Here is a 25,376-nt window from a genome sequence, read left to right on the forward strand (position 1 = left end):
TGACCCGTTGGGGAGCATTCTAGTGGGACTGCGGGGAAATAACTGCGGGATTTGTGGGGTGAATCGGTCGGGATCAGGTGCGATAGCGTCTGTGCGGACGCCATCGCGGGCAAGCCCGCTCCCACAAGGACTGCGCAAAACCTGCGGGAGCGGGCTTGCCCGCGAATCGTGAGATCAACCCCGATCTGTCAGATACGCCCGCCATCCACCCAGATGACTGATATTCACCGCACCTTCCAATCCATATGCCTCACAGATAAACCCGCTCTCCCAACGCCCATCCGCCAGTTGCACCTTGCCCAACCCCAGCGGCGCCGGAATCCCGGTCAGGAACGAACCCAGTTCACTGCTCGGCAACTCCCAGACCTCCACCGCAATCGCCACGCCGCCGTCCTTCACCCGAACCATCCCCGGACGAAACGGCGGACCACCGGCCAACGCGTAGAGCTGATAGTCCGGTGAGCTGAACGTCGACTCGACCAACGTCGCGCCGCGCCGCTTCAGTTGCCAGTTCAGTGCCAATCCATCCAGATGCGCACCGCACACCACCAACCGAGCGCGGTCATTACGGGCGACTGCCGAAGCGGCAGGCGCCTGCGAACGACGCTGAAACGCATCCGCCACGCTCAACAGATACTGGTCGGTAAACGCCCGGCCAAACAGCGTCACACCCCACGGCAAACCATTGCCCATGAACCCGCTCGGCACGGCGACGGCGGCGTAATCAAGCAGGTTCATGAAGTTGGTGTAGTAACCCAGTTCAGAATTGCGCAGCACCGGCTCAGCTTCAAGTTCCGCCAATGTCACCGGGCGGCCAATGGTCGGGGTGACCACGCAATCCAGTCCTTCCAGCGCCTTGTCGCACAGGGCTTTCAAGGCTTGCAGCCGATACTGCGCACGGAACGTTTGCACGCCGCTCACCGCTGGCGCCTTGGCCAGCACGGCACGAATCACCGGCAACACCGCTTGCGGGTTCTGCTCCATCAACTCACCGGCAACGCTGTAGCGCTCCGCCACCCACGGGCCTTCGTAAAGCAAACGCGCGGCTTCGAGAAACGGCGACATATCCAGTTCCACCGCTTCACCGCCCAACCCTTTGAGCTGATCGACGGCGTCTTCAAACAACAGCGGACCTTGCGGGCAACCGAAGAACTCCAGGTCCTGCGCACGTGGCACACCAAAGCGGAAGGGACGCGGAGTGCCAAACGCCGAGCCGTCATTCCACAGCGGATTCCTGCGGCTGTATTCGTCCCGCGGATCAAGGTGTGCGGTGAGCGCCAGCAACTGGCTCGCTTCCCGCGCCGTCGCGGTAAACGTCGTGACGCAATCGAGCGTGCGACACGCCGGCACCACACCCGCCGTGGAGATCAGCCCTTTGGTGGCTTTCATCCCCACCAGATTGTTCAGTGCCGCCGGCACGCGCCCGGAACCTGCAGTGTCCGTGCCCAACGAAAAACTCGCCACCCCCAGCGCCACCGCCAGCGAAGAGCCGGCGCTGGAACCGCCCGACGGATACTCCGGCAACACGCTGTTCGGGCAGGCGCCATACGGCGAGCGACTGCCATTGAGGCCAGTGGCGAACTGATCAAGATTGGTCTTGCCCAGCGGGATCGCCCCCAGCGCCAGCAACTGCTCGACGATGGTCGCCGACTGCTGCGGCACATAGGCAAACGCCGGGCACGCTGCCGTGGTCGGAATGCCCGCCAGATCGATGTTGTCCTTGATCGCGAACGGCACGCCATACAAGGGCAGGCTGTCGATGTCCCGACCGTCGAGCGCGGCGAGGTACGGTTCCAGTTCTTCAACACTGAGCAAGTGGATGAACAGGTGATAGTCCGGGTTCAGCGCCGCGGCTCTGTCGCGCAGGTTCAGCAGCAATTGACGAGGCGTGATGTTGCCGACGCGATAAGCACTGCGCAGGGCGTCGAGTTGTAGATTGATAGTCATGGCGTTAATCCTTTTTCAAATGGGTTCAGTCGAGTTCCAGCACCACGACGCGCTGTCCGGCGCGCACCGCCGAACCCGGTTGCACGCGGATCTCGCGCACCACGCCGGCCATGGGCGCGAGCAGCGGAATTTCCATCTTCATCGACTCCAGAATCACCAGCACATCGCCGGCGGCCACGCGGCTGCCGGTCTGCACCTGAACCTGCCAGAGGTTGCCGGCGATGTGGCTGTCGACGCTCATTTCGCCGCTGGCCAGCGCTGAATCTTCGGTCGTCTCCGAGACCGCTTCTTCACTGTCGAAATGCGCCTGGCCGCTGGCGATCCAGCGCTCGCGTTCGGCGTTGAACGCGCCTTGTTGCTGCTCGCGAAACGCGGCAATGGTCTCGGCTTCTTTCACCAGAAACGCCTGATAGTCCGCGAGGTTCAACTGGCTGTGCTCGATGTTCAGATCGAAACGCCCGAGGGGGAAATCCCGACGGATGCGCAGCAGTTCATCGGCGCTCACCGGGTAGAAGCGGATCTGGTCGAAGAAGCGCAGCAGCCATGGTTTGCCATCGAACGCGGCGACTTCGCGGTAGCGGTTCCACATCTGTAACGTGCGCCCGACGAACTGATAACCGCCGGGGCCTTCCATGCCGTAAACGCACATGTAGGCGCCACCGATGCCCACCGAGTTTTCCGCGGTCCAGGTGCGCGCCGGGTTGTATTTGGTGGTTACCAGGCGATGGCGCGGATCGAGCGGGGTGGCGACCGGTGCGCCGAGGTACACGTCACCCAGGCCCATCACCAGGTAACTGGCGTCGAACACGGTGCGCTGTACTTCGTCGAGGTTCGGCAGGTCGTTGATGCGGCGGATGAACTCCAGATTGCTCGGACACCATGGCGCGTCCTTGCGCACGGTAGTCATGTATTTATCGATCGCCAATTGGCAGGCCGGGTCGTCCCAGGACAGTGGCAAATGAACGATGCGCGAAGGGACTTGCAGGTCCTTGGCGGCGCACACTGCATCCCATTCACCGGCGACGATACCGAGCAGATCGGTCAGCGACAGTTGCTCGGGTTGGTAGTGCACTTGCAGCGAGCGGATGCCGGGTGTGAGGTCGATGACACCGTGCAGGTATTTGCTTTCCAGGGCTTGCATCAGGGCGTGGGCGCGGAAGCGCAGAACAAGGTCCAGTTCCGGTGCACCAATCTCCAGAAGCAAATGCGTATCGCCCGAAAGGCGTGCAACCAACCGCGTATCTCCCTGACCCAAATCCAAAACCACAGGCGACACAATCCCCTGTGGGAGCGAGCCTGCTCGCGATAGCGGTGTGTCAGTCTCATTGATGCTGAATGCACTGCCCTCATCGCGAGCAGGCTCGCTCCCACAGGGGGGATTCCATTTCAGGGCGAGAGTGCGGGCGGTCTGGAGATCGACGGGGAAGAACTGGACTTTGTCGCCAGCCTTGAGTTGCCCAAGCTGCCAGAGATCCGCCTCGATCACCGTCACCGGGCACACAAACCCGCCCAGGCTCGGACCATCCGGCCCCAGGATCACCGGCATATCCCCGGTGAAATCCACGGCGCCAATGGCGTACGGATTGTCGTGAATGTTCGACGGATGCAGCCCCGCCTCGCCACCGTCCGCACGTACCCATTCCGGCTTCGGCCCGATCAGCCGCACGCCGGTGCGGCTGGAGTTGAAATGCACTTCCCACTGAGTCGCGAAGAAGGTGCCGATGTAGTTTTCGGTGAAGTATTCCGGTGCGCCATGCGGGCCGTAGATCACCCGGATCTGCCGCACGGCAGGCAATTCAGCGATTTCAGACAGTTGCGAGCCGGCGCTTCGGTCGCTCAGGGCAGGCACATGCAATACGTCACCCGCGCGCAACGCCCGACCACCATGCCCGCCAAACTGCCCGAGGGTGAAGGTGCTTTTACTGCCCAGATAATCCGGCACTTGCAGCCCGCCGCGCAGGCACAGATAGCTGCGGGCGCCCGCACCGGCAATCGTCCCGAGGCTCAGTGTGGCCCCGGCCGGAATCAGCAGCGCTGTGTTCATTGCGACGATTTCACCGTTCAACGTCAACGGAATGACTGCGCCGGTGACCGCCACCACGGCGTCGCAATTGAAGCGCAGCAACGGCCCGCTCATGGTGATTTCCAGCGCAGCGGCGCCTTCGTCGTTACCCAGCAAAAGGTTGCCCAGGCGCAACGCGCGACTGTCCATCGGCCCCGACGGCGGCACGCCCACGGCCCAGTATCCAAGGCGTCCTGGATAGTCCTGAACACTGGTCTGCGTACCGGCGCTGAGTACTTCGAACGTGTTGGCCTGATAGACCAGATGTTCGAGGCAACGGGTCCACGGCTGACCGCTGGCGAAGGGAGCATCGAGCAAAATCTGCCGCAGGTAATCGCGGTTGGTTTCCACACCGTAGAGCAGGCTGTCGCCCAATGCCTGATGCAGATCGGCCCGCGCTTCTTCGCGAGTCGGCGCCCAACAAATGACTTTGGCAATCATCGGATCGAAGTACGGCGGAATCTCGCAGCCGGCCTCGACCCAGGTGTCGATGCGCAGCTGTTTGCCATCGGCGACAGGGAAATTCACAGCGGTCAACAAACCGGGGCTCGGCTGAAAATCCCGACCTGGGTCTTCCGCATACAACCTCGCCTGAATCGCATGGCCGGCGGCTTTCAAGCCTTGGCTCAACACGCTCAACGGCGGTAAATCACCGGCCGCCAGTTCCACCATCCAGCGCACCAGGTCCACGCCCCACACCTGTTCGGTGACGCCGTGCTCCACCTGCAAACGGGTGTTCACTTCGAGAAAATAGAAACGTCGGGCCTCGCTGTCGAAGACGAATTCCACGGTGCCGGCGCTGCGGTAATTCACCGCTTTCGCCAGTTTGATCGCGGCTGCACACAACTCATCGGCCATGCCATCGGGCAGGTTCGGCGCCGGGGTTTCTTCGAGGACTTTCTGGTTGCGGCGCTGCACCGAGCAATCGCGTACGCCGAGGGCGATCACTTCACCGCGACCGTCGCCGAACACCTGAACTTCCAGGTGCCGAGCGCGCTGGATGTACTTCTCGATGAACACCCCGGCGTCGCTGAAATTGTTCTGCCCAAGGCGTTTTACCGCTTCAAAGGATTCGCTCAACTCGGCGGCGCTGCGGCACACGCGCATGCCGATGCCACCACCACCGGCGGTACTTTTGAGCATCACCGGGTAACCCACCTGTTCACCGGCGATCAGCGCCGCGTCGAGGCTGTCGAGCAGCTCGGTGCCTTCGAGCATTGGCACGCCGTGTTGCTTGGCCAAGGCACGTGCGGTGTGTTTGAGGCCGAACACGCGCAGCTGTTCTGGGGTCGGGCCGATGAAAGCAATGTCGGCGGCTTCGCAGGCTTCGGCGAACGCGGCGTTTTCCGAAAGGAAACCGTAGCCGGGATGGATCGCCGTGGCGCCGGTGGCTTTGGCGATGGCGAGGATTTTGTCGACCGCCAGATAGGTGCCGGCCGCCGCGCCTTCACCGAGGCTGTGGGCTTCATCGGCGTGCAGAATGTGCAGGCTCGCGGCATCGGCTTCGGAGTACACGGCGACGCCGTTGACGTGCAGTTCACGCAGGGTGCGCAGGATGCGGCAGGCAATGGCGCCACGGTTGGCAATCAGGACTTTTTCGAACATGGCATAGACCCCGGAGGGGATGCGGGCCGTCCCGCAGTTTTTCGTTGGGCGCCGGGGTCGTCCCCGACGGCAAAAAACGTTCACTCAAAAACACCACCGCCCCCTGTGGGAGCGAGCCTGCTCGCGATGGCGTCGGAACATTCAACATCGATGTCGACTGTCACACCGCTATCGCGAGCAGGCTCGCTCCCACATGTTTCAGTGGTGTTTTGGCTGTTTGAGGCATTGGCTGGAACGGGCCTGGCACAGGGCAAACAACCATCTGCGCAACCACACTAATTTCAGTTCCATACCAATAACTCCGCAGGCGTAGGGTTGTAGGCATTGCACGGATTGTTCAGTTGCGGGCAATTGGAAATCAGCACGATGACATCCATCTCCGCCCGCAGGTCCACGTACTTGCCCGGCGCTGAAATGCCGTCTTCAAACGTCAGCCCGCCATCCGCCGTGACCGGCACGTTCATGAAGAAGTTGATGTTCGGTCCGATGTCGCCCTTGCCCAGTCGCCCGTCGTGGACGCAGGCGCGAAGGTAGTTGTCGCGGCAGCTGTGCATGTAGCGTTTTTCCAGCGCGTAACGCACGGTGTTGCTCTCCTGCGCACAGGCTCCGCCCAGGGTGTCGTGGCGGCCGCAGGTGTCGGCGACGATGGTCAGCATCGGTTTGCCGAGGTTGGAATACAGCACGCTGCCGGTGCTCAGGTAGACGCTGTTTTGCCGGCGCAAGGTGCGTTGCACGTCGTAGCGTTCTTTTGGATTGGCGACGCTGTAGAACAAGGTATCGACGGCCTGGTTACCTTCCAGATCGAGGATGCGCAGGGTCTGGCCGGCCTTGACTTCCATCAGCCACGGTTCACCGGCGGGGATGGTGGCGCGGTAGACCGCCGTTTCTGGATGCTTTTGGGCGGTGGCGATTGCGAGTGACATGGCAGCGATCCTCAGGCAAACAAACGGTCGGTGTTGATGAAGCCGCGCTCGTTTTCCGGGCGCGAGGTGCGGCAGTGTTCGGCGACACTGGGGTCGGCGTTCATCCAGCTCAACTTCAAGGGTTTCGGCGCGTAGTCCGGTGACGGGTCCATCGGGTGTTGCAGCGCGGTGAGCACCACCAGCGTGTCCATCGGCGCGTACAACTCGATGTAGTCGCCGGCCTTGGAGTGGCCTTCGACGAAATGGAAATGGCCGGCCTCATCCACGTTCACGCGGCTGAACAGGTTTAGCGTCATCAGCAGATCCGAAAGGCCCAACCCCCACTTGCCGAGTTCCACCAAGAGGTTGTCGGTGCCGTTGCGGAAGAAGCCGTTGCGCAGTTCCTGATAACGGCCTGCGCCGTATTTTTCCGCGACTTCCTCAGCGCAGAGCACGCCGCCGAGGCTGTCGCTCCAACCGCAGGTGTCGGCGGTGATTGCTGCCAGTACGCGGCCCATGTCCGAGTAGAGGCAATGGCCAGTGGTGAGCTTGGCGGTGTGTTGGCATTTGAGGCTGTCGGGCAGGTTCAGTCGTTCGGTTTTTTCATTGGCGTTGAGCAGCGTCAGGCTGACATTGGCACCGCCGCGCAGATCGGTGAGACGCAGCAGTTGGCCGCGTTTCAGGACGAACGAACGATGGCCGCCACCGGGGAGCATTTCTTCGGCGAAGGGCGGGAACAGTTGGGTCGAATCAGTCATGTGAAGATTCCTCTAAGCGATACGAAGCGTGCCTGCCAGCTCAGCCGGCAAGGCATCGACGGCGGCGCGGGAGGCGCGGCGGTCGCTGTTCAAAGGGATGTCGTAGGTGATGCGCGCGCCATAGGCGCCGGGGGCGTGCGGGTCGACTCGGACCTTGTCGAAGACCAGCAAACGGGTGCCGAGGCTGAAACCTTCGGACAGGTCATGGGTGACCATGAACACCGTCAACTGCGTCTCGCGCCACAGCTCCAGGAGCAAGGCGTGCATGTCTTTGCGGATGCCCGGATCGAGGGCACCGAACGGTTCGTCGAGCAGCAACACGCGGGGTTTCATGATCAGCGCCTGGGCGATGGCCAACCGTTGTTGCATGCCGCCGGAGAGCTGCGCCGGGTACTTGTCCAGCGAGTGGCCGAGCCCCACTTTGTGCAGCAGCACCGAGGCCTGTTCCCGCGCCTCTTTTTTAGCGCTGCCGAACAACCGCCCAAGCAGCGGTGAGTGTGGCAGTTCGAGGCCGAGGGCGACGTTGTCGAGCACCGTCAGGTGCGGGAACACCGAATAGCGCTGGAACACCACGCCACGGCTCGAATCCGGTTCTCCGGCCAGCGTTTGACCGTCCAACAAAATCTCGCCGCGACTGGCGCGCTCCTGACCGAGTAGCAGTCGAAGGAAAGTGGATTTGCCACAACCCGATGCGCCGACCAGGGTACAGAACTCACCCTCGTTGACGTTCAGGTTCAAGCCTTCGAGCACCACTTGATCGGCGTATTGCTGCCAGACATTCTTTACCGTGATGAAGCTCATGCGCGGGCTCCTTCATACCAGGGGAACGCGCGCTGGGTCAGGCGCTTGAGGCCCCAGTCCATCAGCCAGGCGAGCAAGGTGATCCACACCACGTACGGCAGAATCACATCCATCGCCAGGTAACGACGCACCAGGAAAATCCGGTAGCCGAGGCCGTCGGTGGAAGCGATGGCTTCGGCAGCGATCAGGAACAACCATGCCGAACCGAGCATCAGCCGCAGCGAGATCAGCAGGCGCGGCAGCAGTTGTGGCAGCACCACGCGCAGCATCAACGTCCAGGTTGAAGCGCCGAGGGTCTGGGCCTTGATCAGCAGCTCGACCGGAATTTCCCGGGCGCGCTGTTCCAGGTCCCGTGCCAGACACGGGGTGATGCCGATCACGATCAGCATCACTTTCGACAACTCCCCCAGCCCGAACACGATGAACAGAATCGGCAGGATCGCCAGCGGCGGCACCATCGACAGCACCGTCAGCAATGGTGACAACGGCGCGCCGAACAGCGGCAACGTCCCGGCGGCGATGCCCAGGCACAGCCCGGCCAGCGCGCTGATACCGAGGCCGATGGCGAGGCGACGCAGGCTGGACGCGGTGTCTTGCCACAGCACGTATTCACCGGTGCGGCTGTCGGCGGTGAACGCCAGGCGCTTCACCGCGTCGGTCATCTGCACGGCGCTCGGCAACAGTTTGTCGTTGGGGTTGTCCAGCAGCCGTTCGGCCGAGCCCATGAAGTAGGCCAGCAGCACCAGGGCGAACGGCAGGATCACCAACAGCAGGCGACTCGGACGATCCGGGTGACGATTGATCAGGCGCATGGCCAGGTCCTCTTCTTACAGCTTGGCGTCGGCGGCCATCTGCACGTAACTCGGGTCGAAGCGCAGCTTGAGGTTGGCCTTGTCGCCGCTGGTCACGCCATTGGCGAAGGCCATGCCGACGGCGCTGGTGTCCTTGGCGCCTTCACCGAGCAAGCCGTGCTGGAAGGAAAACTCGGCGACCTTGCGCATCGTTTCCGGCAGTTGCTTGCTGGTGGAAAACGCCAAGGCTTCTTTGGGCGTGGCGAACAATTTGGTGGTGTCGAGTTGCGCCTGGAAACCCGCGAGGTCAGTGCCCGAGGCCTTGGCCATGTGCTCGAGGGCGGCTTTGCTGGCGGCGTTTTTCGCGTTCATCAACTCGACCACTTCGAACCACGCACCGGTCAGCGCTTTGCCCAGGGCCGGGTTGTCCTTGAGGGTGGCGCTGTTGACCACCATCATGTCCATGATTTCGCCGGGGATCTGGCTGGAGTTGAAGACTTCGGTCACGCCCGGTTTGGCCTTGATGTCCGAAAGCATCGGGTTCCAGGTAGTGACAGCGTTGACTTGATCCGTGTTAAAGGCCGCCGAGATGTCGGCGTCCGAAGTGTTGACCACTTTCAGGTCTTTCTCGGTGAGGTCCACCGAATCCAGTGCCCGGGCCAGCAGGTAGTGGGAAACCGACAGCTCCACCAGATTGACGTCCATGCCCTTGAGGTCGCTGACTTTTTTGCCGTCGCCCTTGAGCACGATGCCGTCGTTGCCGTTGGAGAAATCGCTGACGATCAGCGCGGTGCTGTCGACGCCACCGGCGGCCGGAATGGTCAGCGCGTCCATGTTGGTCATGGTGCAACCGTCGAACTGGCCGGCGGTGTACTGGTTGATGGATTCGACATAGTCGTTGAGCTGCACCACATCAATCTTGATGCCGTACTTCTTCGCCCATTTGTCGACGATGCCTTGGCTGCCGGCGTATTCCCAAGGCATCCAGCCGGCATAAATGGTCCAGCAGACGCTGAAATGGTCTTTTTGCGCAGCGTGGGACGAGACGCTCACGAAGGCTGCGAACGCAGCGGCGAGGAGGGCGGGTAAACGAAGCTTGAGCATGGGTGGTTCTCCAGTTGATCAAGGGCGGGCAGGAGTCAACGCGGCACCGTAAACGGTGGCTTGTCTCCCGGGCTTTTGTCCCGCCGTGTAACCTCAACTGGAGGTCGCCAACTCTCGGACCAGCCACTCGCGTCAGCGAGCCGGAACCCTAGTCAGCCATTGCAAATTGTGGTGCCGCGAACCTGTGATGACTCCTGCACGGGTTTGTTAAAGCGAGAGCCGTGCCAAGTCGGCCGAAGCGCTCTGGGCCGAGGGATTGCCTTTGGCCGACTGAAGGGAAGGGCGGTTCGCTGCTTTGTGATGGTGCGTCCGTGCACTGAGATGCAGCGTGGCCGGCCGCTGATCCGAAGGTCTGCGAGCCCCGGCACTCGCCGCCGCGTTGCCAGTCAAAACAGGTGTCAGCCGGCCTGTATCGGCTGCGGGTCTTTCAGGAGGCCATCATGTTTCGTCGACTGCTGCTGAGTGTTGTGCTCGGTGTCGGGCTGTCCGGCTGCTATTACTACGCCGGGTCCTACGACGTGTATTCCACGCCTTACTACTACCCCGGCTATGCGCCGTATCCCTACTATTACGGCCCGCGCTACTACTATGGCCCACGCTTTTATGGCGGCTATCGCTACTACTATTGGGGCGGGCATGCGCCCCGTCATTACGGCGGTGGATATCGCGGTGGCCACCACTAATCAGTACGTGAATAGATGAAAAACCTTTCATCGGCGAGATGTTTCAACTTGTTGCAAGACCGCACCAGATTTCGAAATCGATGTCTGATCCTTCGACAGTCACCGAATAATTGACTGTCGCTCGCCAGCGTCGCTGGTGTGGCTCACTCGCGGTCCAGGAGGCCGCCATGCTCCTTCAAAAAATGCTCCGTCGAATTCTTCTGATAGCTGTAGTGGGATTGTCTCTCGGTGCGTGCGTGCCCTATGCCGATGGAGGAGGCAGTTACTACAGTTCCGAGGTGTACACGTCCCCCGCGCCTTATTACTCCGGTGGCGGGCCTTACTACTCGAATGGCGGTTACTACACGTCCCCGCGCCGGTATTACGCACCTCCTGCACGCTACTATCAGCCAACACCGCGGTATTACCACCAGCCGCGGGTTTATCAACCGGCACCGCGTTATTACCAGCCGTCGCCACGAGGCGATTACCGGGCTCATCAGAGTCGGGGGTGGGACGGTAATGGCCGGGGCGGTTGGGATGGTCGTAACCGTGGCAACTGGAACAACGACAATCGCGGCGGCCATGGTGGACGCGATGGCCGAGGTGGACGGGACGGCCATGATGGGCGTGGCGGTCACCGGTAGCCTCCTACGAAACCTCAACAAAAAAGCGGCGCATCATGCGCCGCTTTTTTTATGCGGGTCGAGTGGCTCGCCCGCGATAGAACTCTTGATACGGCTATTGCGGGCAAGACCCGGATTCTAGTACTCGGAAAGATCCGCCAACGGATGCCGCCCCTCCCAAACCTTATGAAAATGCGCCTCCACCACCGCATCCGGCACATTATTGATGTCTGGCCAATGCCAGTGCGGTTTCTGATCCTTGTCGATCAACCGCGCCCGCACGCCTTCACTGAACTCCGGATGACGGCAGCAGTTGAGGCTCAAGGTGTATTCCATCTGGAAAACCTGAGCCAGCGACATATGCCGGGCGCGGATGATCTGCTCCCACACCAGATGAGCGGTCAGCGGCGAACCTTCACTCATCGTCCGCGCAGCACGGCTCAGTAGCAGGTCAGTGCTATCACGCTGTTGGCTGATGGCCTTCCACGCGCATTGCACGTCACTGACGTCCAGCAGTTCATCGATCTGCTGACGACGCGGCAGCCACTGGGCTTCGGGCATCTGCGCGAGTGCTTCCTGCTGCAGGGCCTTGAGCAGACTGTTGAGCTGCATGGCCGTCTGTTCCTGCCAGTTCAATTGCAGCAGGCCTTCGATCAGCGCTTCCTGTTGTTCATCGAGCAGGAAACGGTCGGCGAGGTCCAGATCGATCGCATCACGACCGTTCATGTGCGCACCCGTCAGGCCAAGGAACAAACCGAGTTTCCCGGGCAACCGCGACAGAAACCAACTGGCGCCAACATCCGGATACAAGCCAATGCTGATTTCCGGCATCGCCAACCGACTGCTCGGCGTGACGATGCGGGTGCTCGCGCCCTGTAGCAGGCCCATGCCACCCCCCAGCACATAACCGTGGCCCCAGCAGATCAACGGCTTCGGGTAGGTGTGCAGGTTGAAGTCCAGTCGGTATTCCGCCGCGAAAAAATGCGCGGCCAGCGGCGGTACTTCACCGGGATGCGCGCGACAGGCTTCCACCAGGCTGCGCACTTCGCCGCCGGCGCAAAAGGCCTTGGCACCTTTGCCGCGTAGTAACACGCAGACGATTTGCGGCTCCTTGGCCCAGACGTCCAATTGATCGCGCAGGGCGTTGATCATCGGCAAGGACAGGGCGTTCAGGGACTTTTCGGCATCCAGGCTGGCGACGCCGATGCGGGCGCCGTCGGTGCCGGTGAGTTCTTCGAAGTGCAGATTCATCGTGACCTCGATCGGGAATTTGAGCGTTCAGTATGATCGCAATGCAGGAAAGTGCCGGTTCCGTGTCTGATCAATTGACAAGCGTGCCGGGCTTTCCTAGGGTTCGCCCCATTGTTTTTTACCGGATGTAACCATGACTGCTGACGACCGTATCAAACTCGAACCGGGCTGGAAGGAGGCACTGCGTGCTGAGTTCGACCAGCCCTACATGGCAGAGTTGCGCAATTTCCTGCAACAGGAACGTGCTGCGGGCAAGGAAATCTATCCTCCTGGACCGATGATTTTCAATGCGCTCAATTCGACGCCGCTGGACAAGGTCAAGGTCGTCATCCTCGGCCAGGACCCGTATCACGGCCCGGGCCAGGCCCATGGCTTGTGCTTCTCGGTGCAACCGGGCGTGCCGGCGCCGCCGTCGCTGGTGAACATCTATAAAGAACTGAAACGTGACCTGAACATCGACATTCCCAATCACGGTTACCTGCAGAGCTGGGCTGACCAGGGCGTGTTGATGCTCAATACCACCATGACCGTCGAGCGTGCCAACGCCAATGCGCACAAAGACAAGGGCTGGCAGTTTTTCACGGATCGGATCATTGAAGTGGTCAGCCAGCAGCAACCGCACCTGGTGTTCATGCTGTGGGGCGCGCATGCCCAGAGCAAGCAGAAACTGATCGATGCGACCAAGCATCTGGTGCTGACGTCGGTGCACCCGTCACCGCTGTCCGCTTATCGCGGGTTTCTCGGGTGCGGGCACTTCAGCCGGACCAACAAGTTTCTTGAGCAGAATGGCGAGACGCCGATTGAGTGGCGGTTGCCGCCGGTTTAGGCACGACAGAGGGCTTTTGTGGCGAGGGAGCTTGTTCCCGCTCGGCTGCGCAGCAGTCGTAAAATCCTGCAGATTTGGTTTTACTGGGAGAATGCAGAGGGCCACTTCACGACCCAACGGGAGCAAGCTCCCTCGCCACAGGGATCGAGTCAGGGCTGCTCCGGCACCCGATTCCAATACTTGAACAACGGCTCGGCCAGAAACAATACAAACAACAACCGCATCACCTGCATCGCTGTCACCAGCGGCACCGACAATTGCAGGGTTTCCGCCGTCAGGCTCATCTCTGCAATCCCGCCGGGCATCATGCCCAGGGTCAGTGAACGCAAATCCAGATGTGTCAGCGCACTCAACCCAAGCGCTGCCGCCGTGGCGATCAACATCGTCAGCACTGTTCCGATCAAGGTCCGCCCCATAAACGAAGGCGCCCGCCGGAAAAACTGCCGGTTGAAGTGACAGCCCAGGCCGCTGCCAATCAGCCATTGGCCTATCTGGCTGCCGCCATGGGGCAAGCCGATATGCAAATCCCAACCAATGCTCACCGCCGCGCTCACCAGCAGCGGTCCGAACAGCCACGGATTGGGTTGACGAAGACGTTCCCAAAGCCAGGCCGCCAACGCGCCTGCCGGGAATAGAAGGGCCAGCCACCACCCGTTGACGGCCGCCGGATGAACGATGGGCGCGCCGTCGCCCAGCAAATACTTGAACGCCGCCGGCACACACAACACCACTACCAGCACCCGCAAACTTTGCCCGGCCGCTACGCGACTGAGCACGGCGCCATTGCGCGCGCCGAGGTTGACCATCTCCCCGGAACCGCCGGGCATGCTGGAAAAGAACGCGGTGGCGCGATCCTCACCGGTGCGCCGCATCAACCAGACCCCGACGATGGCCGAGAGGCTGGTGACCAACGCACCGAAGAAGATCAGACCAAAGTGGCTCAGCACCTGCTCCATCACCACCGGGGTGAAGTGCAGGCCGATGCCGATACCGACAACCCATTGGCCGCACTTGCGGCCACCGGGGATTTCCGCCAATTGCCACGGTGTCAGACAGCGCACCAGGATGATCGCCAGCAACGAGCCGACCATCCATGGCAGCGGCCAGCCGACAAGGCTGGCCAGGTAACCGCCCAGCGCGCCGACCAGCGGCGTACCCCACCAGGCTTTGAAAGGTGTTCGATCAGACATCGGCAATGGCGCGTTGAGCAGCCGAACGTTTACGCCAGATCCGCAGCAGTGGCATCAACAGCATGATCGCCGTCAGGACCCAGCAACCGAACGTGATCGGGCTCGACCAGAGGATTTCCAGCGCACCGTTGGAAATCGACAGGGCGCGACGCAGGTTCTGCTCCATCAAGCCTCCGAGGATGAAGCCCAGCAGGACAGGCGACAACGGGAAGTCCAGCTTGCGCAGGATGTAACCGAAGATGCCGATGCCGATCATCAGGAACAGGTCGAACGTGGTGGCGTGCACCGCGTAGACGCCGATCCCGGTGATGATGGCGATCACCGGCACCAGTGCCCAGTTCGGCACGGCGAGGATGCGGGTGAAGATGCGGATCATCGGGATGTTGAGGATCACCAGCATGATGTTGGCGACGAACAGGGAGGCGATCAGGCCCCAGACGATGTCGGGTTGCTGCTGGAACAGCAGCGGACCCGGGGTGATGTTGTACAGCGACAGCGCGCCGATCATCACCGCGGTGGTGCCCGAGCCTGGAACGCCGAGTGTCAGCATGGGCACCAGTGCACCGCACGCGGCACCGCCGATAGCGGTTTCCGGTGCCGCGAGACCGCGCATGTCGCCTTGGCCGAACGTGCCTTTGGTACCTGCAATGCGCTTCTCGGTCATGTAGGCCACGGCGCTGGCAAGGGTCGCGCCGGCACCCGGCAACACGCCCATGATGAAGCCCAGCAGACCGCAACGAATGTTCACCACGAACACCGCCGAGGCTTCCTTGAAGTTGAACATCATGCGGCCGGTGGCTTTTACTGCCTCCTGACCGTGGTGGGTTTTTTCCAGCAGCAGGAGAATTTCACTGATGGAGAACAGGCCCAGCACCAGCACGACGAACTGAATGCCGTCGGTCAGGTGAATGTTGTCCCCGGTAAAGCGGTACACACCGCTGTTGGCATCGATGCCGACGGTCGACAGAAAGAGACCGATCAGCGCTGCGATGAAGGTCTTCAATGGGCGATCACCGGCCATGCCTCCCAGGCAGACAATCGCGAACACCATCAGCACGAAATATTCCGCCGGCCCGAAGGCAATCGCCCATTTCGCCAGCAGCGGGGCGAACAGCACCATGCCGCAGGTTGCAATGAACGCACCGATGAACGAACTCCACGCCGATAGCGATAGCGCCACACCGGCCAGGCCTTTACGGGCCATCGGGTAACCGTCGAGGGTGGTCATGACGGTGGAGGCTTCGCCCGGAATGTTCAGCAGGATCGAGCTGATCCGGCCGCCGTACTCGCAACCCAGATACACCGCGGCCAGCAGAATCAACGCCGACTCCGGTGGCAGCCCGAGGGCGAATGCGATCGGGATCAGCAACGCCACGCCGTTGATCGGGCCCAGGCCCGGCAACAAACCGACAACGGTGCCGATCAAGGTGCCGCACAGGGCAGTCACCAGGTTGTACGGGCTCAGCGCGACGCCGAAACCCTGACCCAAATAGCCAAGAGTATCCATATCAGTTCTCCAGAACGTCGAGCACGCCCAGCGGCAGCGGTACGTCCATCAACTTGTCGAACAGCAGGTAAAGACCGATCGCCATCAGGCTGATGATGATCGCGCTGGGCAGCCAGCGGCCGCCGTACAGGCGCGCCATGGGGACGCCGATCAAGATGCTCGCGACAATGAAACCGAGCGGTTCGAACGTGCCTGCGAATACCAGCAACAGCACCACGCAGATGCCGATTTTGGTCAGGGTTTCGCGGTCCATCGGCGGTTCGTCGGGGTTGTGCTTGATCGGTGCGGGACGGAACACCATGTACAACAGAGCCGCGCCCATCAGCCCGAGCATCAGCAGCGGAAACGCACGAGGACCCACCGGTTCATAAGAAAAGGCCGCTTGGTACGGCCACGCCATTAGCGCCAGGCCGACACAAGCCAGCAACAGCACCGACGCAAAAATGCGTTGTAAGAGCATAGGAAACTCCTGTGCCGCGGCCCCACGGAACGGGGGCCGCAGCCGCTAGACAGAGGCGATCACTGAATCAGGCCGAACTCTTTGGCCAGCACTTTGTAGTCCGCGACCTGCTTCTTCACGTAGGTGTCCAGTTCCGGGCCGGTCATGGCGAACGGGAACAGTTCACGCTGATCGCGCAGCTTGGCGAACTCGGGGGACGCCAGCAGTTTGTCGAAGGAGTCTTTCCACCAGGCGTAGTCTTCATCGCTGACTTTTGGCCCGAGGTAGAAGCCGCGAACCACTGGCCAGACGATGTCGTAGCCTTGCTCCTTGGCGGTCGGGATGTCTTTCATTTCCGGCTCGTCCAGGCGTTTCTCGGAGAACACCGCCAGCAGGCGCATGTCACCGCTCTGGATGTGCGGCATGGAGTCGGAGATGTCGGTGCTGCCGACCTGGATATGGCCGCCGAGCAGGGCGGTGGCGATTTCACCGCCGCCTTCGAGGGCGACGTAACGCAGATCGCGCGGGTTGATTCCGGCGGCCTTGGCGATCAGCGCGGTTTGCATCCAGTCCTGGCTGCCGACGGTGCCGCCGGAACCGATCACCACTTTGCTCGGATCCTTCTTCAGGGCCTGAACGAGATCATCCAGAGTCTTGTAGGGCGAATCGCTTTTCACCGCGATGGCGCCATAGCTGGTGCCGACGGCGGCCAGCCAGCGCACGTTGGTTTCATCGAAACGACCGAACTTGCCCTGGGCCAGGTTCAGCAACGAACCGCTGGACCACGCCACGAGCGTGCCGGCATCGGCCGGACGCTGAGCGACCACCGCGTTGTACGCCACCGCGCCGACACCGCCGGGCATGTAGGTCACGCGCATCGGTTTGGTCAGCAGCTTTTCGTTGACCAGCGCGCTCTGCGCCAGTTTGCAGGTCAGGTCGAAACCGCCGCCAGGCGAGGCCGGGGCGATGCATTCCGGGCGTTTCGGCTCGGCCATCAGTTGGCCGGCAACCAGCATGCAGCTGGCGGCGAGGACGAAACGGCGCAGTGATCGGTTCATTGTTTTCTCCACGGGAGTTGTTGTTTTTGGGGATGTTTCAGATGCAGCGGTTTCGCGTCGCGCAGCCGGAAACGGCGCTGACGAGCGTAAACGATGGGAAGCGAGAAAAGGGGCGCGGCGGGAAAACCTGGAGCTGTGTGGACAGCATGGCGACGTACCTCGTTATTGTTCTTATTGGCGAAAACGCATCAAGGCGTTTTTCGGGAGCTACATTTCAAAGCAAGGTTGGTGGCTTACAGTCGAAACCATCCGTGGGCCGACTGTAACGGTCGAACCTTTCACTAACCTTTCAGTGGGCTTTCACGGTTTTCGGGCTTCACAGCGGCGGATGCGGCTGTAAACTCCGCGCCAAAGAATGGCGTCGAACATCCCTGAATGAGGTAAAGATCCATGCGTGTTCTGCTCGTCGAAGACCATCTGCAACTCGCCGACAGTGTCGCCCAGGCGCTCAAGAGCACCGGGCTGACCGTGGATGTGCTGCATGACGGAGTGGCTGCCGACCTGGCCTTGAGTAGCGAGGAATACGCGATGGCGATCCTCGACGTCGGCCTGCCGCGCATGGATGGTTTCGAAGTGCTGGCTCGCCTGCGGGCCCGGGGCAAGAACCTGCCGGTGCTGATGTTGACCGCGCGCAGCGACGTCAAGGACCGGGTCCATGGCTTGAACCTTGGCGCTGACGACTACCTGGCCAAGCCTTTCGAACTCACCGAACTGGAAGCCCGGGTCAAAGCCTTGCTGCGCCGCAGCGTGCTCGGCGGCGAGCGCCAGCAGACCTGCGGCGTACTGGCTTACGATCTGGACACCCGGCGCTTCACCCTTGGCGAAGAATTGCTGACCCTGACCTCTCGCGAACAGGCGGTGCTCGAAGCGCTGATAGCGCGTCCCGGTCGGGTGATGAGCAAGGAGCAACTGGCTGCCCAGGTATTCGGTCTCGATGAAGAGGCGAGTCCCGACGCCATCGAAATCTACGTCCACCGCTTGCGCAAGAAACTCGACGGCCAACCGGTCGCTATCGTGACCTTCCGCGGGCTCGGCTATTTGCTGGAAAGCCGCGATGCATAAGCCCAGCAGCCTGCGCTGGCGGTTGTTGTGGAATCTGGCGCTGTTGCTGGTGGTGTTGATGCTGGCCAGTGGTTTGAGCGCGTATTGGAACGGGCGCGAGGCTGCCGACACCGCGTACGACCGGACCTTGCTGGCTTCGGCACGCACCATCGCCGCCGGGGTGTCCCAGCGCGATGGCAGCCTGAGCGCCGATGTGCCTTACGTCGCCCTCGATACCTTCGCCTACGACAGCGCCGGGAGGATTTTCTATCTGGTCAATGACATCAATCAGAAGTTGATCTCCGGTTACGAAAACCTGCCGCCACCGCCGCCGGGAACGCCGCGCACCGATGACTATCCGGCGCTCGCACGTTTCTACAACGCAACGTATCAGGGGCAGAACGTGCGGGTGGTGAGCCTGCTCAAACCCGTGAGCGAGCCGAACATGAACGGCATGGCGGAAATCCGCGTGGCGGAAACCGATGAAGCGCGCGTCAGCATGGCCCGCAGCCTGGCAGCAGACACGTTGCTGCGATTGGGCATGCTGGCGGTCGGCGCATTGCTGATGGTGTGGTTTGCGGTCAGTGCGGCGTTGCGTCCATTGGAGCGTTTGCGCACGGCGGTGGAAGAGCGGCAGTCCGACGATCTGCGGCCGCTGCCGTTGGTGGAAGTGCAGCACGAATTGTGGCCGCTGGTGCGTGCGCTCAATCACTTTACCGAACGTCTGCGTGGGCAGTTCGAGCGACAGGCGCAATTCATCGCCGATGCCGCCCACGAACTGCGCACGCCACTGGCGGCGCTCAAGGCCCGGCTTGAGCTGGGCCTGCGCTCGACCGAACCCGAGACCTGGCGCAACACATTGGAAACGGCGGCCCAAAGCACGGACCGCTTGACCCATCTGGCCAATCAGTTGCTCTCGTTGGCGCGAGTCGAGAACGGTGCGCGGGCGATCGCCGAGGGCGGCGCGCAGTTGCTGGACTTGAGTCAGCTGGCCCGCGAGCTCGGCATGGCCATGGCGCCGCTGGCCCATGCCCGCGGTGTGGCGCTGGCGTTGGAGGCGGACGAGCCGGTATGGCTGCGTGGTGAGCCGACGCTGCTGAACGAGCTATTGAGCAATCTGGTGGATAACGCCTTGGCCCATACGCCTTCCGGCGGCAATGTGATCTTGCGGGTCTCGGCGCCGGCGGTGCTGGAGGTCGAGGATGATGGACCGGGGATTCCACTGGAAGAACGCGACCGGGTGTTCGAACGCTTCTATCGACGTAACCAGCAAGTCGCCGGCTCGGGGTTGGGGTTGGCGATTGTCGGCGAGATTTGCCGCGCACACCTGGCGCAGATCAGCCTGCACGACGGTGAACAGGCGGGGTTGAAGGTGCGGGTGAGTTTTATCGCGGGGTAAGCTCCTCTCGCCACAACAATCAATAAAACATCGACCGCGATTCTTCCAGATCCCTGCACATCGCCTCGTTCTCCGGATCGATCCCCAGCCTCTTGAAGGCCGGCACGCTGAGCGGGTCGATACGGGCAATGGGATGGTCGGTGTCCTTGTGGCAATACAAACTGGCCACCTGCACCAGATCCACATAGTCGACGCGCTCGGACTCACGCTTGAAGTCCAGATACAACCCCGGCACCTGTACCAGCATTTCCGGAAACTCCCAGACCCGCAGCAGCTTGTCGCCCAGCAACGGGTGAATCTGGTCGATGACATGGTTGAGGCTGACCGGGTCCGACAGCAGTTCGTAGTGGTCTTCGGCGTAGGTCAGAATCGGCAGTACGCCAATCTGATGCACCAGCCCGCCGAGAGCCGCCTGATCAGGTTTGAGTTGCGTGTAGCTGCGGCACAGCGCGTAACTGATGCCGGCGATTTCCAGGCTTTTGCGCCAGACATCGCGCATCTTCTTTTCCACCACGTCGGAACGCGCGTGGAAAATCTGCTCCATGACCAGGCCAATGGCCAGGTTGCTGCTGTAGTTGACGCCCAGGCGCGTAATGGCCGTGTGCAAGTCAGTGACTTCCTGGGTTGCGCGCAGGAGTGGACTGTTGACCACTTTGATCAGGCGCGCCGACAACGCGGTGTCACGACCGATCACTTTGCTCAGGGTGCTGACACTGATTTCCGGGTCTTCAGCGGCCTTGCGAATCTGCAGGGCCACTTCCGGCAATGTTGGCAGAACCAGGTCATCGTTATCGATGGCCTCAACCAAATCCTGTTGGACCTTATCCGCCAGCTCACTCATTTCTTTTCTCTAGGTGTTGCGACAAGTGCTGCCGTTAACGCTGGATTTCACGATCGCGATCCAGTTCGTAAGGCAGGTCGAGCAAATGCAGGGCAGGCCCTTCGAGTGTGCCCAGGTGAACATCACCGCTTTCTGCTGCTTCGGCTTGCAGCACGGCCAGGAGTTCAATGTCTTGTCCGGTGTGTGCGGCGAGCACCACTTCGCCGATGGAACTGCCGTGGGTCGGGGAGAACAGTTGCGTGCCGGGCTCAGGCAAATCACTGGCGTCCAGCTTCAGGCGATACAAGCGACGCTTGAGTTTGCCCAGGTACTGCATCCGCGCGACGATTTCCTGGCCGGTATAGCAACCCTTTTTGAAGCTCACGCCACCGATGGCTTGCAGATTGAGCATTTGCGGAATGAACAGCTCGCGGGTGCTCGGCATGACCTGGCCGATCCCTGCGCGGATCTGGCCCAGCAGCCATTCGTTGAGAGCGCCTTCGGTCAACAGGGCGGATAACCGGCTTTTGATGGCATCGGCCTGATCGGCGGTAACCCAGAGTTCTGCACGGTCTGGCGAAACGCGGACGGCGATCAGCCCGTCATTACGCGCGACGCTGTCGGTGTCTGCCGGCAGTTCCAGACCCAGATTGGTCAATGCAGCATCGCCATGGTCGATGCCGAAGCGGACCCACGCGGCGCTTTCATCCGTCAATTTGGATTTGGAGAACACCGCGTACTTTTTCAGGTCCGCCAATTGCGGCTCCAGCAGCTCGCTGGCCATGGCCATGAGCACGCCGTCGCCCTGCAGCAGGATGCGGAAACTCGACTGCATCCGGCCTTTCTGGGTGCAGCGGGCGCCGAGGCTGGCCTGGGTGTCGCTCAGGTAGTTGAGATTGCAGGTCAGTTGGCCTTGCAGAAATTTACCGGCATCCGCGCCGCGGACCGCGAGAACGCCTTCGTGAGACAGGGTGCAGAAAAAAGCAGAATCGGCCATGGGACATCGCAGGGTAAAAGAGTCTGGGGGACATCATAAGGGGGCGCCCATGAAATGGGTAGTTCACAAAAGCTCGGCAGTGCCCGACCAAAGCCGACTGTTCGATGGTGTCCGGGGCTGTATACTTGCCGCCTATTTGAGGAGCGCTCCATGGTCGAAGATGTTGAACTGAATCGCCTCTACTGGCACAGCCGCCGCGGCATGCTTGAACTTGACGTGTTGCTGGTGCCGTTCGTGAAAGAGGTCTACCCGCACCTCAATGATGTCGACCGCGATTGCTACCGCAAGCTGCTCGAATGCGAAGATCAGGACATGTTCGGCTGGTTCATGGAACGCGCCGAATCGGAAGACCCGGAGCTTCAGCGCATGGTTCGCATGATCCTGGATCGTGTCCAGCCCAAGTAATGGGTTCGAATGCCGCTGGCATGCCTCACGGCAGTTGCTGGCGGCGTATCTGTTGGCCCAGTTCTTCGCACTGGGTTCGCTGTTTTTGCTTTCCATACCGGTCTGGGCCAGTTTGCTCGGCGCTTTTTGCTGCCTGGCGCATGGCATTTGGGCATTGCCAAGGCAGATTTTGCTGACACATCCGCAGGCGTTCAGTGGCTTGCGTCGCGATGCCGATGGCTGGCAGATGTGGAATGAGGCGGCCGGTTGGCAGGCGATTCAACTGCGGCGGGACAGCCTGGCGTTGCCGTTGGTCGTGGTGTTGCGTTTTCGTTTGCGGGGCGAGCGGCGGATCCGGTCGATTTGCGTGCCACGGGATTCGCAGGCGGCGGATCTGCACCGACGCCTGCGGGTCCGGCTTACGTTCAGTCGGCGTAGGTGGGTGGCACCAGAATAGTGTCCAGCGCAACCGGCAGCATGTTCGGGTAGTCGAGGGTGTAATGCAGGCCGCGACTTTCCTTGCGCTCCATGGCTGACAGAATCATCAACTCGGCGACCTGGGCCAGGTTACGCAGTTCGATCAAATCCCGGCTGACCTTGTAGTTGCTGTAGAACTCGTCGATTTCATCCAGCAACAACTGCACGCGGTGCTGCGCCCTTTGCAGGCGCTTGTTGGTGCGCACGATGCCAACGTAGTCCCACATGAATCGCCGCAGTTCATCCCAGTTGTGCGCAATGATCACGTCTTCATCCGAGTCGGTGACCTGGCTCGCGTCCCAGACGGGCAGGGCGGCGGGAATCGAAACCTGAGGCAACTGTTCAAGAATGTCTGCAGCCGCCGAGCGCGCGTAAACGAAGCATTCCAGCAGCGAGTTACTGGCCATGCGGTTGGCGCCGTGCAGGCCGGTGAAACTGGTTTCGCCAATCGCATACAGCCCCGGCACGTCGGTGCGACCTTGCTGATCGACCATCACGCCGCCGCAGGTGTAGTGCGCCGCGGGAACCACCGGGATCGGTTGCTTGGTGATATCGATGGAAAACTCGAGGCAACGCTCGTACACCGTCGGGAAGTGTGTCTTGATGAAGGCTTCGGGTTTATGACTGATGTCCAGATAAACGCAGTCGATACCGAGCCGTTTCATCTCATGGTCGATCGCCCGGGCGACGATGTCCCGTGGCGCAAGCTCGGCGCGGGGGTCGAAACGCTGCATGAAACGTTCGCCGTTGGGCAGTTTCAGGTGGGCGCCTTCACCACGCAACGCCTCGGTGATGAGGAAGCTTTTGGCCTGTGGGTGATACAGGCAGGTTGGGTGGAACTGGTTGAACTCCAGGTTCGCCACCCGGCAGCCCGAACGCCAGGCCATGGCGATGCCATCGCCGCAGGCACCGTCGGGGTTGCTGGTATAGAGGTAGACCTTGGCGGCACCGCCGGACGCGAGGATCACGAAGCGTGCGCCGTAGGTGTCGACTTCGCCTGTGCCGCGATTGAGCACGTAGGCGCCGAGGCAGCGGTCGCCGTCCAGGCCCAGGCGTTTCTCGGTGATCAGGTCGATCGCGACGCGCTGTTCCAGCAGTTCGATGTTGGGACGTTGTCTGGCTTTGTCGAGCAGGGTTCTGAAAATCGCTGCGCCCGTGGCGTCGGCGGCGTGAATGATGCGCCGATGGCTGTGACCGCCTTCGCGGGTCAGATGGAACTCGAACCCCCCGTCCTCGGTGCCGGACTGCTCATCGCGGGTAAAGGGTACGCCCTGATCGATCAGCCATTGAATGGCTTCTTTGCTGTGCTCGACGGTAAAGCGCACAGCATCTTCGTGGCACAGGCCGCCGCCGGCGTTGAGGGTGTCATCGACGTGGGACTCAACGGTATCGGTGTCGTCCAGAACGGCAGCGACACCGCCCTGGGCCCAGAATGTCGAGCCATTGGCGAGGTCGCCCTTGCTCAGTACGGCGATACGCAAATGATCGGGCAAGGTCAGCGCAAGACTCAAACCGGCTGCACCGCTGCCAATGACCAGAACATCGTGTTGAAACTGTTGGCTCATTTCAGGATTCCGCTCAAAGCGACCCGGGTCGGGGTTGGCGCCAGACTACTGGAACGAGGAGTCAAGGCGGCCACACAGCCCACTAGTATATAGAGGGGGGGAGCGGCACAATAGCCGGGCTGACATGGCATTGTGAAACTACAGTGACAGAAAAGACCTGACGTTTCGTCGGATGGTTTTTCGACCCGTTCGGCGACAAGAAGACTGTATCGTGGATTTAACAGTCTTTTTCCGTTCAGGGTTGCACAATGTCGGTATGGCACAGCTATAAATATTTGGAACTTTTGCCAAAGGCCCAAGATCAATAGACCGTTGCCTGAATCAAGGGACAGTGTCGGCTTCAGCGTGGGATTGCGGATTGATCCTTGCTGTCGAATCCGATGACAAGATTATTCGCGCAGCCGGGTTAGCTCGAGCTGCGCTTTTCGTGCGTGCCAATCAGAGCCCGCAGGAAACTTGCTTGGAGGGGGAGAACTTTTGCGAAAAGCCCGAGTCTATGTTTGCAAGTCTGGTCGTTTAGTTATGCAAGCTTCCTCCGAGCTTATCGAGGAGAGTTCATGCTAACCCAGGAAGAGGATCAGCAGCTCGTCGAGCGCGTTCAGCGCGGCGACAAGCGAGCTTTCGATCTGCTAGTGCTGAAATACCAGCACAAAATTCTCGGGTTGATCGTGCGTTTCGTGCACGACACCCATGAAGCCCAGGATGTGGCACAGGAAGCCTTTATCAAGGCATACCGTGCACTTGGAAATTTTCGCGGAGACAGCGCGTTTTATACGTGGCTTTACCGCATCGCCATCAACACGGCGAAAAACTATCTGGTTTCACGCGGCCGTCGGCCGCCGGATAGTGATGTCAGTTCCGAGGATGCAGAGTTCTACGATGGCGATCATGGCCTCAAGGATCTCGAGTCGCCAGAACGTGCATTGCTGCGGGATGAGATCGAAGGCACCGTCCATCGAACCATTCAGCAACTGCCAGAAGATTTGCGTACGGCTTTAACTTTACGTGAATTCGATGGTCTGAGTTACGAGGACATTGCGAGCGTCATGCAATGTCCGGTGGGTACCGTGCGCTCCCGGATTTTCCGCGCTCGGGAGGCCATCGATAAAGCCCTGCAGCCGTTGTTGCAGGAAAACTGAGACAGCGGCGACAGCCAAGAGAGGA

Annotated in this window: 23 protein-coding genes and 1 riboswitch; of the genes, 8 read left to right on the top strand and 15 right to left on the bottom strand. The window is 61.1% G+C overall.

Annotated features, from left to right (window positions below; all coding sequences use genetic code 11):
- Window positions 1-174: 174 nt before the first annotated feature.
- From atzF to ACM6IQ_RS19605, 7 genes are all read right to left on the bottom strand, one after another.
- Window positions 175-1,947, bottom strand: coding sequence for an allophanate hydrolase (gene atzF / locus ACM6IQ_RS19575; RefSeq protein ID WP_414879586.1), 1,773 nt, complete (start codon window positions 1,945-1,947; stop codon window positions 175-177).
- A gap of 25 nt (window positions 1,948-1,972) precedes the next feature.
- Entirely contained in the window at window positions 1,973-5,614 is a 3,642-nt protein-coding gene (gene uca / locus ACM6IQ_RS19580) for an urea carboxylase (RefSeq protein WP_414879587.1), read from the bottom strand.
- A gap of 281 nt (window positions 5,615-5,895) precedes the next feature.
- Window positions 5,896-6,537: an urea amidolyase associated protein UAAP2 gene (locus tag ACM6IQ_RS19585; RefSeq protein ID WP_017336948.1), complete on the bottom strand. Its 642-nt coding sequence runs from the start codon at window positions 6,535-6,537 to the stop codon at window positions 5,896-5,898.
- Window positions 6,538-6,548: 11 nt separating this feature from the next.
- Window positions 6,549-7,274 (bottom strand): urea amidolyase associated protein UAAP1, encoded by a 726-nt coding sequence (locus ACM6IQ_RS19590; protein WP_414879588.1) that lies wholly within the window; start codon window positions 7,272-7,274, stop codon window positions 6,549-6,551.
- A gap of 12 nt (window positions 7,275-7,286) precedes the next feature.
- Window positions 7,287-8,075, bottom strand: coding sequence for an ABC transporter ATP-binding protein (locus tag ACM6IQ_RS19595; RefSeq protein ID WP_017336950.1), 789 nt, complete (start codon window positions 8,073-8,075; stop codon window positions 7,287-7,289).
- The gene (locus ACM6IQ_RS19600; protein WP_407012078.1) at window positions 8,072-8,887 is read right to left on the bottom strand and encodes an ABC transporter permease; all 816 of its coding nucleotides are present in this window, start codon (window positions 8,885-8,887) and stop codon (window positions 8,072-8,074) included. The genes ACM6IQ_RS19595 and ACM6IQ_RS19600 overlap by 4 nt, the downstream gene beginning before the upstream one ends.
- A 15-nt stretch (window positions 8,888-8,902) precedes the next feature.
- On the bottom strand, window positions 8,903-9,970 hold the full coding sequence (locus tag ACM6IQ_RS19605; protein ID WP_017336952.1) for a putative urea ABC transporter substrate-binding protein: 1,068 nt from the start codon (window positions 9,968-9,970) through the stop codon (window positions 8,903-8,905).
- A 62-nt stretch (window positions 9,971-10,032) separates the two neighbouring features.
- Window positions 10,033-10,133, bottom strand: a riboswitch (guanidine-I (ykkC/yxkD leader).
- Window positions 10,134-10,410: 277 nt separating this feature from the next.
- Between ACM6IQ_RS19605 and ACM6IQ_RS19610 the strand changes: the two genes are divergently transcribed.
- Together ACM6IQ_RS19610 and ACM6IQ_RS19615 are read left to right on the top strand one after the other, a co-directional pair.
- A complete protein-coding gene (locus ACM6IQ_RS19610; protein ID WP_017336953.1) occupies window positions 10,411-10,653 on the top strand; it encodes a hypothetical protein in 243 nt (80 codons plus the stop codon).
- 167 nt (window positions 10,654-10,820) lie between these two features.
- Window positions 10,821-11,279: a hypothetical protein gene (locus tag ACM6IQ_RS19615; RefSeq protein ID WP_017336954.1), complete on the top strand. Its 459-nt coding sequence runs from the start codon at window positions 10,821-10,823 to the stop codon at window positions 11,277-11,279.
- A gap of 117 nt (window positions 11,280-11,396) precedes the next feature.
- On the opposite strand, the gene ACM6IQ_RS19620 is transcribed toward ACM6IQ_RS19615, so the two are convergent.
- On the bottom strand, window positions 11,397-12,509 hold the full coding sequence (locus tag ACM6IQ_RS19620; RefSeq protein WP_414879589.1) for an enoyl-CoA hydratase/isomerase family protein: 1,113 nt from the start codon (window positions 12,507-12,509) through the stop codon (window positions 11,397-11,399).
- A 133-nt stretch (window positions 12,510-12,642) separates the two neighbouring features.
- Here ACM6IQ_RS19620 and ung point away from each other — a divergent pair, with 133 nt between their 5' ends.
- Window positions 12,643-13,335, top strand: a complete 693-nt coding sequence (gene ung / locus ACM6IQ_RS19625; protein WP_010462292.1) for a uracil-DNA glycosylase — start codon at window positions 12,643-12,645, stop codon at window positions 13,333-13,335.
- A gap of 149 nt (window positions 13,336-13,484) precedes the next feature.
- Here the strand turns inward: ung and ACM6IQ_RS19630 are convergent, their stop codons facing one another.
- The 4 genes from ACM6IQ_RS19630 to ACM6IQ_RS19645 are packed head-to-tail and all read right to left on the bottom strand — an operon-like array spanning window position 13,485 to window position 17,529.
- Window positions 13,485-14,525 (bottom strand): AbrB family transcriptional regulator, encoded by a 1,041-nt coding sequence (locus ACM6IQ_RS19630; protein WP_414879590.1) that lies wholly within the window; start codon window positions 14,523-14,525, stop codon window positions 13,485-13,487.
- On the bottom strand, window positions 14,518-16,032 hold the full coding sequence (locus ACM6IQ_RS19635) for a tripartite tricarboxylate transporter permease (RefSeq protein WP_150653772.1): 1,515 nt from the start codon (window positions 16,030-16,032) through the stop codon (window positions 14,518-14,520). Before ACM6IQ_RS19635 ends, ACM6IQ_RS19630 begins: the two co-directional genes overlap by 8 nt.
- A gap of 1 nt (window position 16,033) precedes the next feature.
- Entirely contained in the window at window positions 16,034-16,492 is a 459-nt protein-coding gene (locus tag ACM6IQ_RS19640; protein ID WP_414879591.1) for a tripartite tricarboxylate transporter TctB family protein, read from the bottom strand.
- A gap of 59 nt (window positions 16,493-16,551) precedes the next feature.
- Window positions 16,552-17,529, bottom strand: a complete 978-nt coding sequence (locus tag ACM6IQ_RS19645; protein WP_414879592.1) for a Bug family tripartite tricarboxylate transporter substrate binding protein — start codon at window positions 17,527-17,529, stop codon at window positions 16,552-16,554.
- Window positions 17,530-17,919: 390 nt separating this feature from the next.
- On the opposite strand from ACM6IQ_RS19645, the gene ACM6IQ_RS19650 reads away from it, so the two are divergent.
- Together ACM6IQ_RS19650 and ACM6IQ_RS19655 are read left to right on the top strand one after the other, a co-directional pair.
- Window positions 17,920-18,591 carry a response regulator gene (locus ACM6IQ_RS19650; protein WP_084322654.1) on the top strand — a complete coding sequence of 224 codons (672 nt, stop codon included), beginning with the start codon at window positions 17,920-17,922 and terminating at the stop codon, window positions 18,589-18,591.
- Entirely contained in the window at window positions 18,584-19,969 is a 1,386-nt protein-coding gene (locus ACM6IQ_RS19655) for a sensor histidine kinase (protein ID WP_414879593.1), read from the top strand. The genes ACM6IQ_RS19650 and ACM6IQ_RS19655 overlap by 8 nt, the downstream gene beginning before the upstream one ends.
- A 19-nt stretch (window positions 19,970-19,988) precedes the next feature.
- On the opposite strand, the gene ACM6IQ_RS19660 is transcribed toward ACM6IQ_RS19655, so the two are convergent.
- Window positions 19,989-20,810, bottom strand: a complete 822-nt coding sequence (locus tag ACM6IQ_RS19660; RefSeq protein WP_414879594.1) for an HDOD domain-containing protein — start codon at window positions 20,808-20,810, stop codon at window positions 19,989-19,991.
- A 34-nt stretch (window positions 20,811-20,844) separates the two neighbouring features.
- Window positions 20,845-21,786 (bottom strand): YgfZ/GcvT domain-containing protein, encoded by a 942-nt coding sequence (locus ACM6IQ_RS19665; RefSeq protein WP_414879595.1) that lies wholly within the window; start codon window positions 21,784-21,786, stop codon window positions 20,845-20,847.
- A gap of 150 nt (window positions 21,787-21,936) precedes the next feature.
- Between ACM6IQ_RS19665 and ACM6IQ_RS19670 the strand changes: the two genes are divergently transcribed.
- The gene (locus ACM6IQ_RS19670; protein WP_007944081.1) at window positions 21,937-22,191 is read left to right on the top strand and encodes a succinate dehydrogenase assembly factor 2; all 255 of its coding nucleotides are present in this window, start codon (window positions 21,937-21,939) and stop codon (window positions 22,189-22,191) included.
- The gene (locus tag ACM6IQ_RS19675) at window positions 22,175-22,627 is read left to right on the top strand and encodes a protein YgfX (protein ID WP_414879596.1); all 453 of its coding nucleotides are present in this window, start codon (window positions 22,175-22,177) and stop codon (window positions 22,625-22,627) included. Before ACM6IQ_RS19670 ends, ACM6IQ_RS19675 begins: the two co-directional genes overlap by 17 nt.
- Here the strand turns inward: ACM6IQ_RS19675 and nadB are convergent.
- Window positions 22,596-24,212 (bottom strand): L-aspartate oxidase, encoded by a 1,617-nt coding sequence (gene nadB, locus ACM6IQ_RS19680; protein WP_414879597.1) that lies wholly within the window; start codon window positions 24,210-24,212, stop codon window positions 22,596-22,598. The genes ACM6IQ_RS19675 and nadB overlap by 32 nt on opposite strands.
- Window positions 24,213-24,769: 557 nt before the next feature.
- On the opposite strand from nadB, the gene rpoE reads away from it, so the two are divergent.
- Window positions 24,770-25,351 carry an RNA polymerase sigma factor RpoE gene (gene rpoE / locus ACM6IQ_RS19685; RefSeq protein WP_003172477.1) on the top strand — a complete coding sequence of 194 codons (582 nt, stop codon included), beginning with the start codon at window positions 24,770-24,772 and terminating at the stop codon, window positions 25,349-25,351.
- Window positions 25,352-25,376: the final 25 nt, after the last annotated feature.

The sequence above is a fragment of the Pseudomonas sp. IT-P100 genome (assembly GCF_949767185.1).
In the GTDB taxonomy this organism is placed as follows: Bacteria; Pseudomonadota; Gammaproteobacteria; order Pseudomonadales; family Pseudomonadaceae; genus Aquipseudomonas; species Aquipseudomonas fluorescens_B.

Excerpts from the sequence above, each read along its gene's own strand:
- ACM6IQ_RS19600 (WP_407012078.1), bottom strand. The coding sequence starts at position 8,887 with ATGCGCCTGATCAATCGTCACCCGGATCGTCCGAGTCGCCTGCTGTTG.
- ACM6IQ_RS19630 (WP_414879590.1), bottom strand. The coding sequence starts at position 14,525 with ATGTCTGATCGAACACCTTTCAAAGCCTGGTGGGGTACGCCGCTGGTC.
- ACM6IQ_RS19650 (WP_084322654.1), top strand. The coding sequence starts at position 17,920 with ATGCGTGTTCTGCTCGTCGAAGACCATCTGCAACTCGCCGACAGTGTC.
- ACM6IQ_RS19640 (WP_414879591.1), bottom strand. The coding sequence starts at position 16,492 with ATGCTCTTACAACGCATTTTTGCGTCGGTGCTGTTGCTGGCTTGTGTC.
- ACM6IQ_RS19590 (WP_414879588.1), bottom strand. The coding sequence starts at position 7,274 with ATGACTGATTCGACCCAACTGTTCCCGCCCTTCGCCGAAGAAATGCTC.
- ACM6IQ_RS19635 (WP_150653772.1), bottom strand. The coding sequence starts at position 16,032 with ATGGATACTCTTGGCTATTTGGGTCAGGGTTTCGGCGTCGCGCTGAGC.
- ACM6IQ_RS19610 (WP_017336953.1), top strand. The coding sequence starts at position 10,411 with ATGTTTCGTCGACTGCTGCTGAGTGTTGTGCTCGGTGTCGGGCTGTCC.
- ACM6IQ_RS19665 (WP_414879595.1), bottom strand. The coding sequence starts at position 21,786 with ATGGCCGATTCTGCTTTTTTCTGCACCCTGTCTCACGAAGGCGTTCTC.
- ACM6IQ_RS19670 (WP_007944081.1), top strand. The coding sequence starts at position 21,937 with ATGGTCGAAGATGTTGAACTGAATCGCCTCTACTGGCACAGCCGCCGC.
- rpoE (WP_003172477.1), top strand. The coding sequence starts at position 24,770 with ATGCTAACCCAGGAAGAGGATCAGCAGCTCGTCGAGCGCGTTCAGCGC.
- ACM6IQ_RS19585 (WP_017336948.1), bottom strand. The coding sequence starts at position 6,537 with ATGTCACTCGCAATCGCCACCGCCCAAAAGCATCCAGAAACGGCGGTC.
- nadB (WP_414879597.1), bottom strand. The coding sequence starts at position 24,212 with ATGAGCCAACAGTTTCAACACGATGTTCTGGTCATTGGCAGCGGTGCA.
- ung (WP_010462292.1), top strand. The coding sequence starts at position 12,643 with ATGACTGCTGACGACCGTATCAAACTCGAACCGGGCTGGAAGGAGGCA.
- ACM6IQ_RS19655 (WP_414879593.1), top strand. The coding sequence starts at position 18,584 with ATGCATAAGCCCAGCAGCCTGCGCTGGCGGTTGTTGTGGAATCTGGCG.
- uca (WP_414879587.1), bottom strand. The coding sequence starts at position 5,614 with ATGTTCGAAAAAGTCCTGATTGCCAACCGTGGCGCCATTGCCTGCCGC.
- atzF (WP_414879586.1), bottom strand. The coding sequence starts at position 1,947 with ATGACTATCAATCTACAACTCGACGCCCTGCGCAGTGCTTATCGCGTC.
- ACM6IQ_RS19645 (WP_414879592.1), bottom strand. The coding sequence starts at position 17,529 with ATGAACCGATCACTGCGCCGTTTCGTCCTCGCCGCCAGCTGCATGCTG.
- ACM6IQ_RS19605 (WP_017336952.1), bottom strand. The coding sequence starts at position 9,970 with ATGCTCAAGCTTCGTTTACCCGCCCTCCTCGCCGCTGCGTTCGCAGCC.
- ACM6IQ_RS19615 (WP_017336954.1), top strand. The coding sequence starts at position 10,821 with ATGCTCCTTCAAAAAATGCTCCGTCGAATTCTTCTGATAGCTGTAGTG.
- ACM6IQ_RS19595 (WP_017336950.1), bottom strand. The coding sequence starts at position 8,075 with ATGAGCTTCATCACGGTAAAGAATGTCTGGCAGCAATACGCCGATCAA.
- ACM6IQ_RS19620 (WP_414879589.1), bottom strand. The coding sequence starts at position 12,509 with ATGAATCTGCACTTCGAAGAACTCACCGGCACCGACGGCGCCCGCATC.
- ACM6IQ_RS19660 (WP_414879594.1), bottom strand. The coding sequence starts at position 20,810 with ATGAGTGAGCTGGCGGATAAGGTCCAACAGGATTTGGTTGAGGCCATC.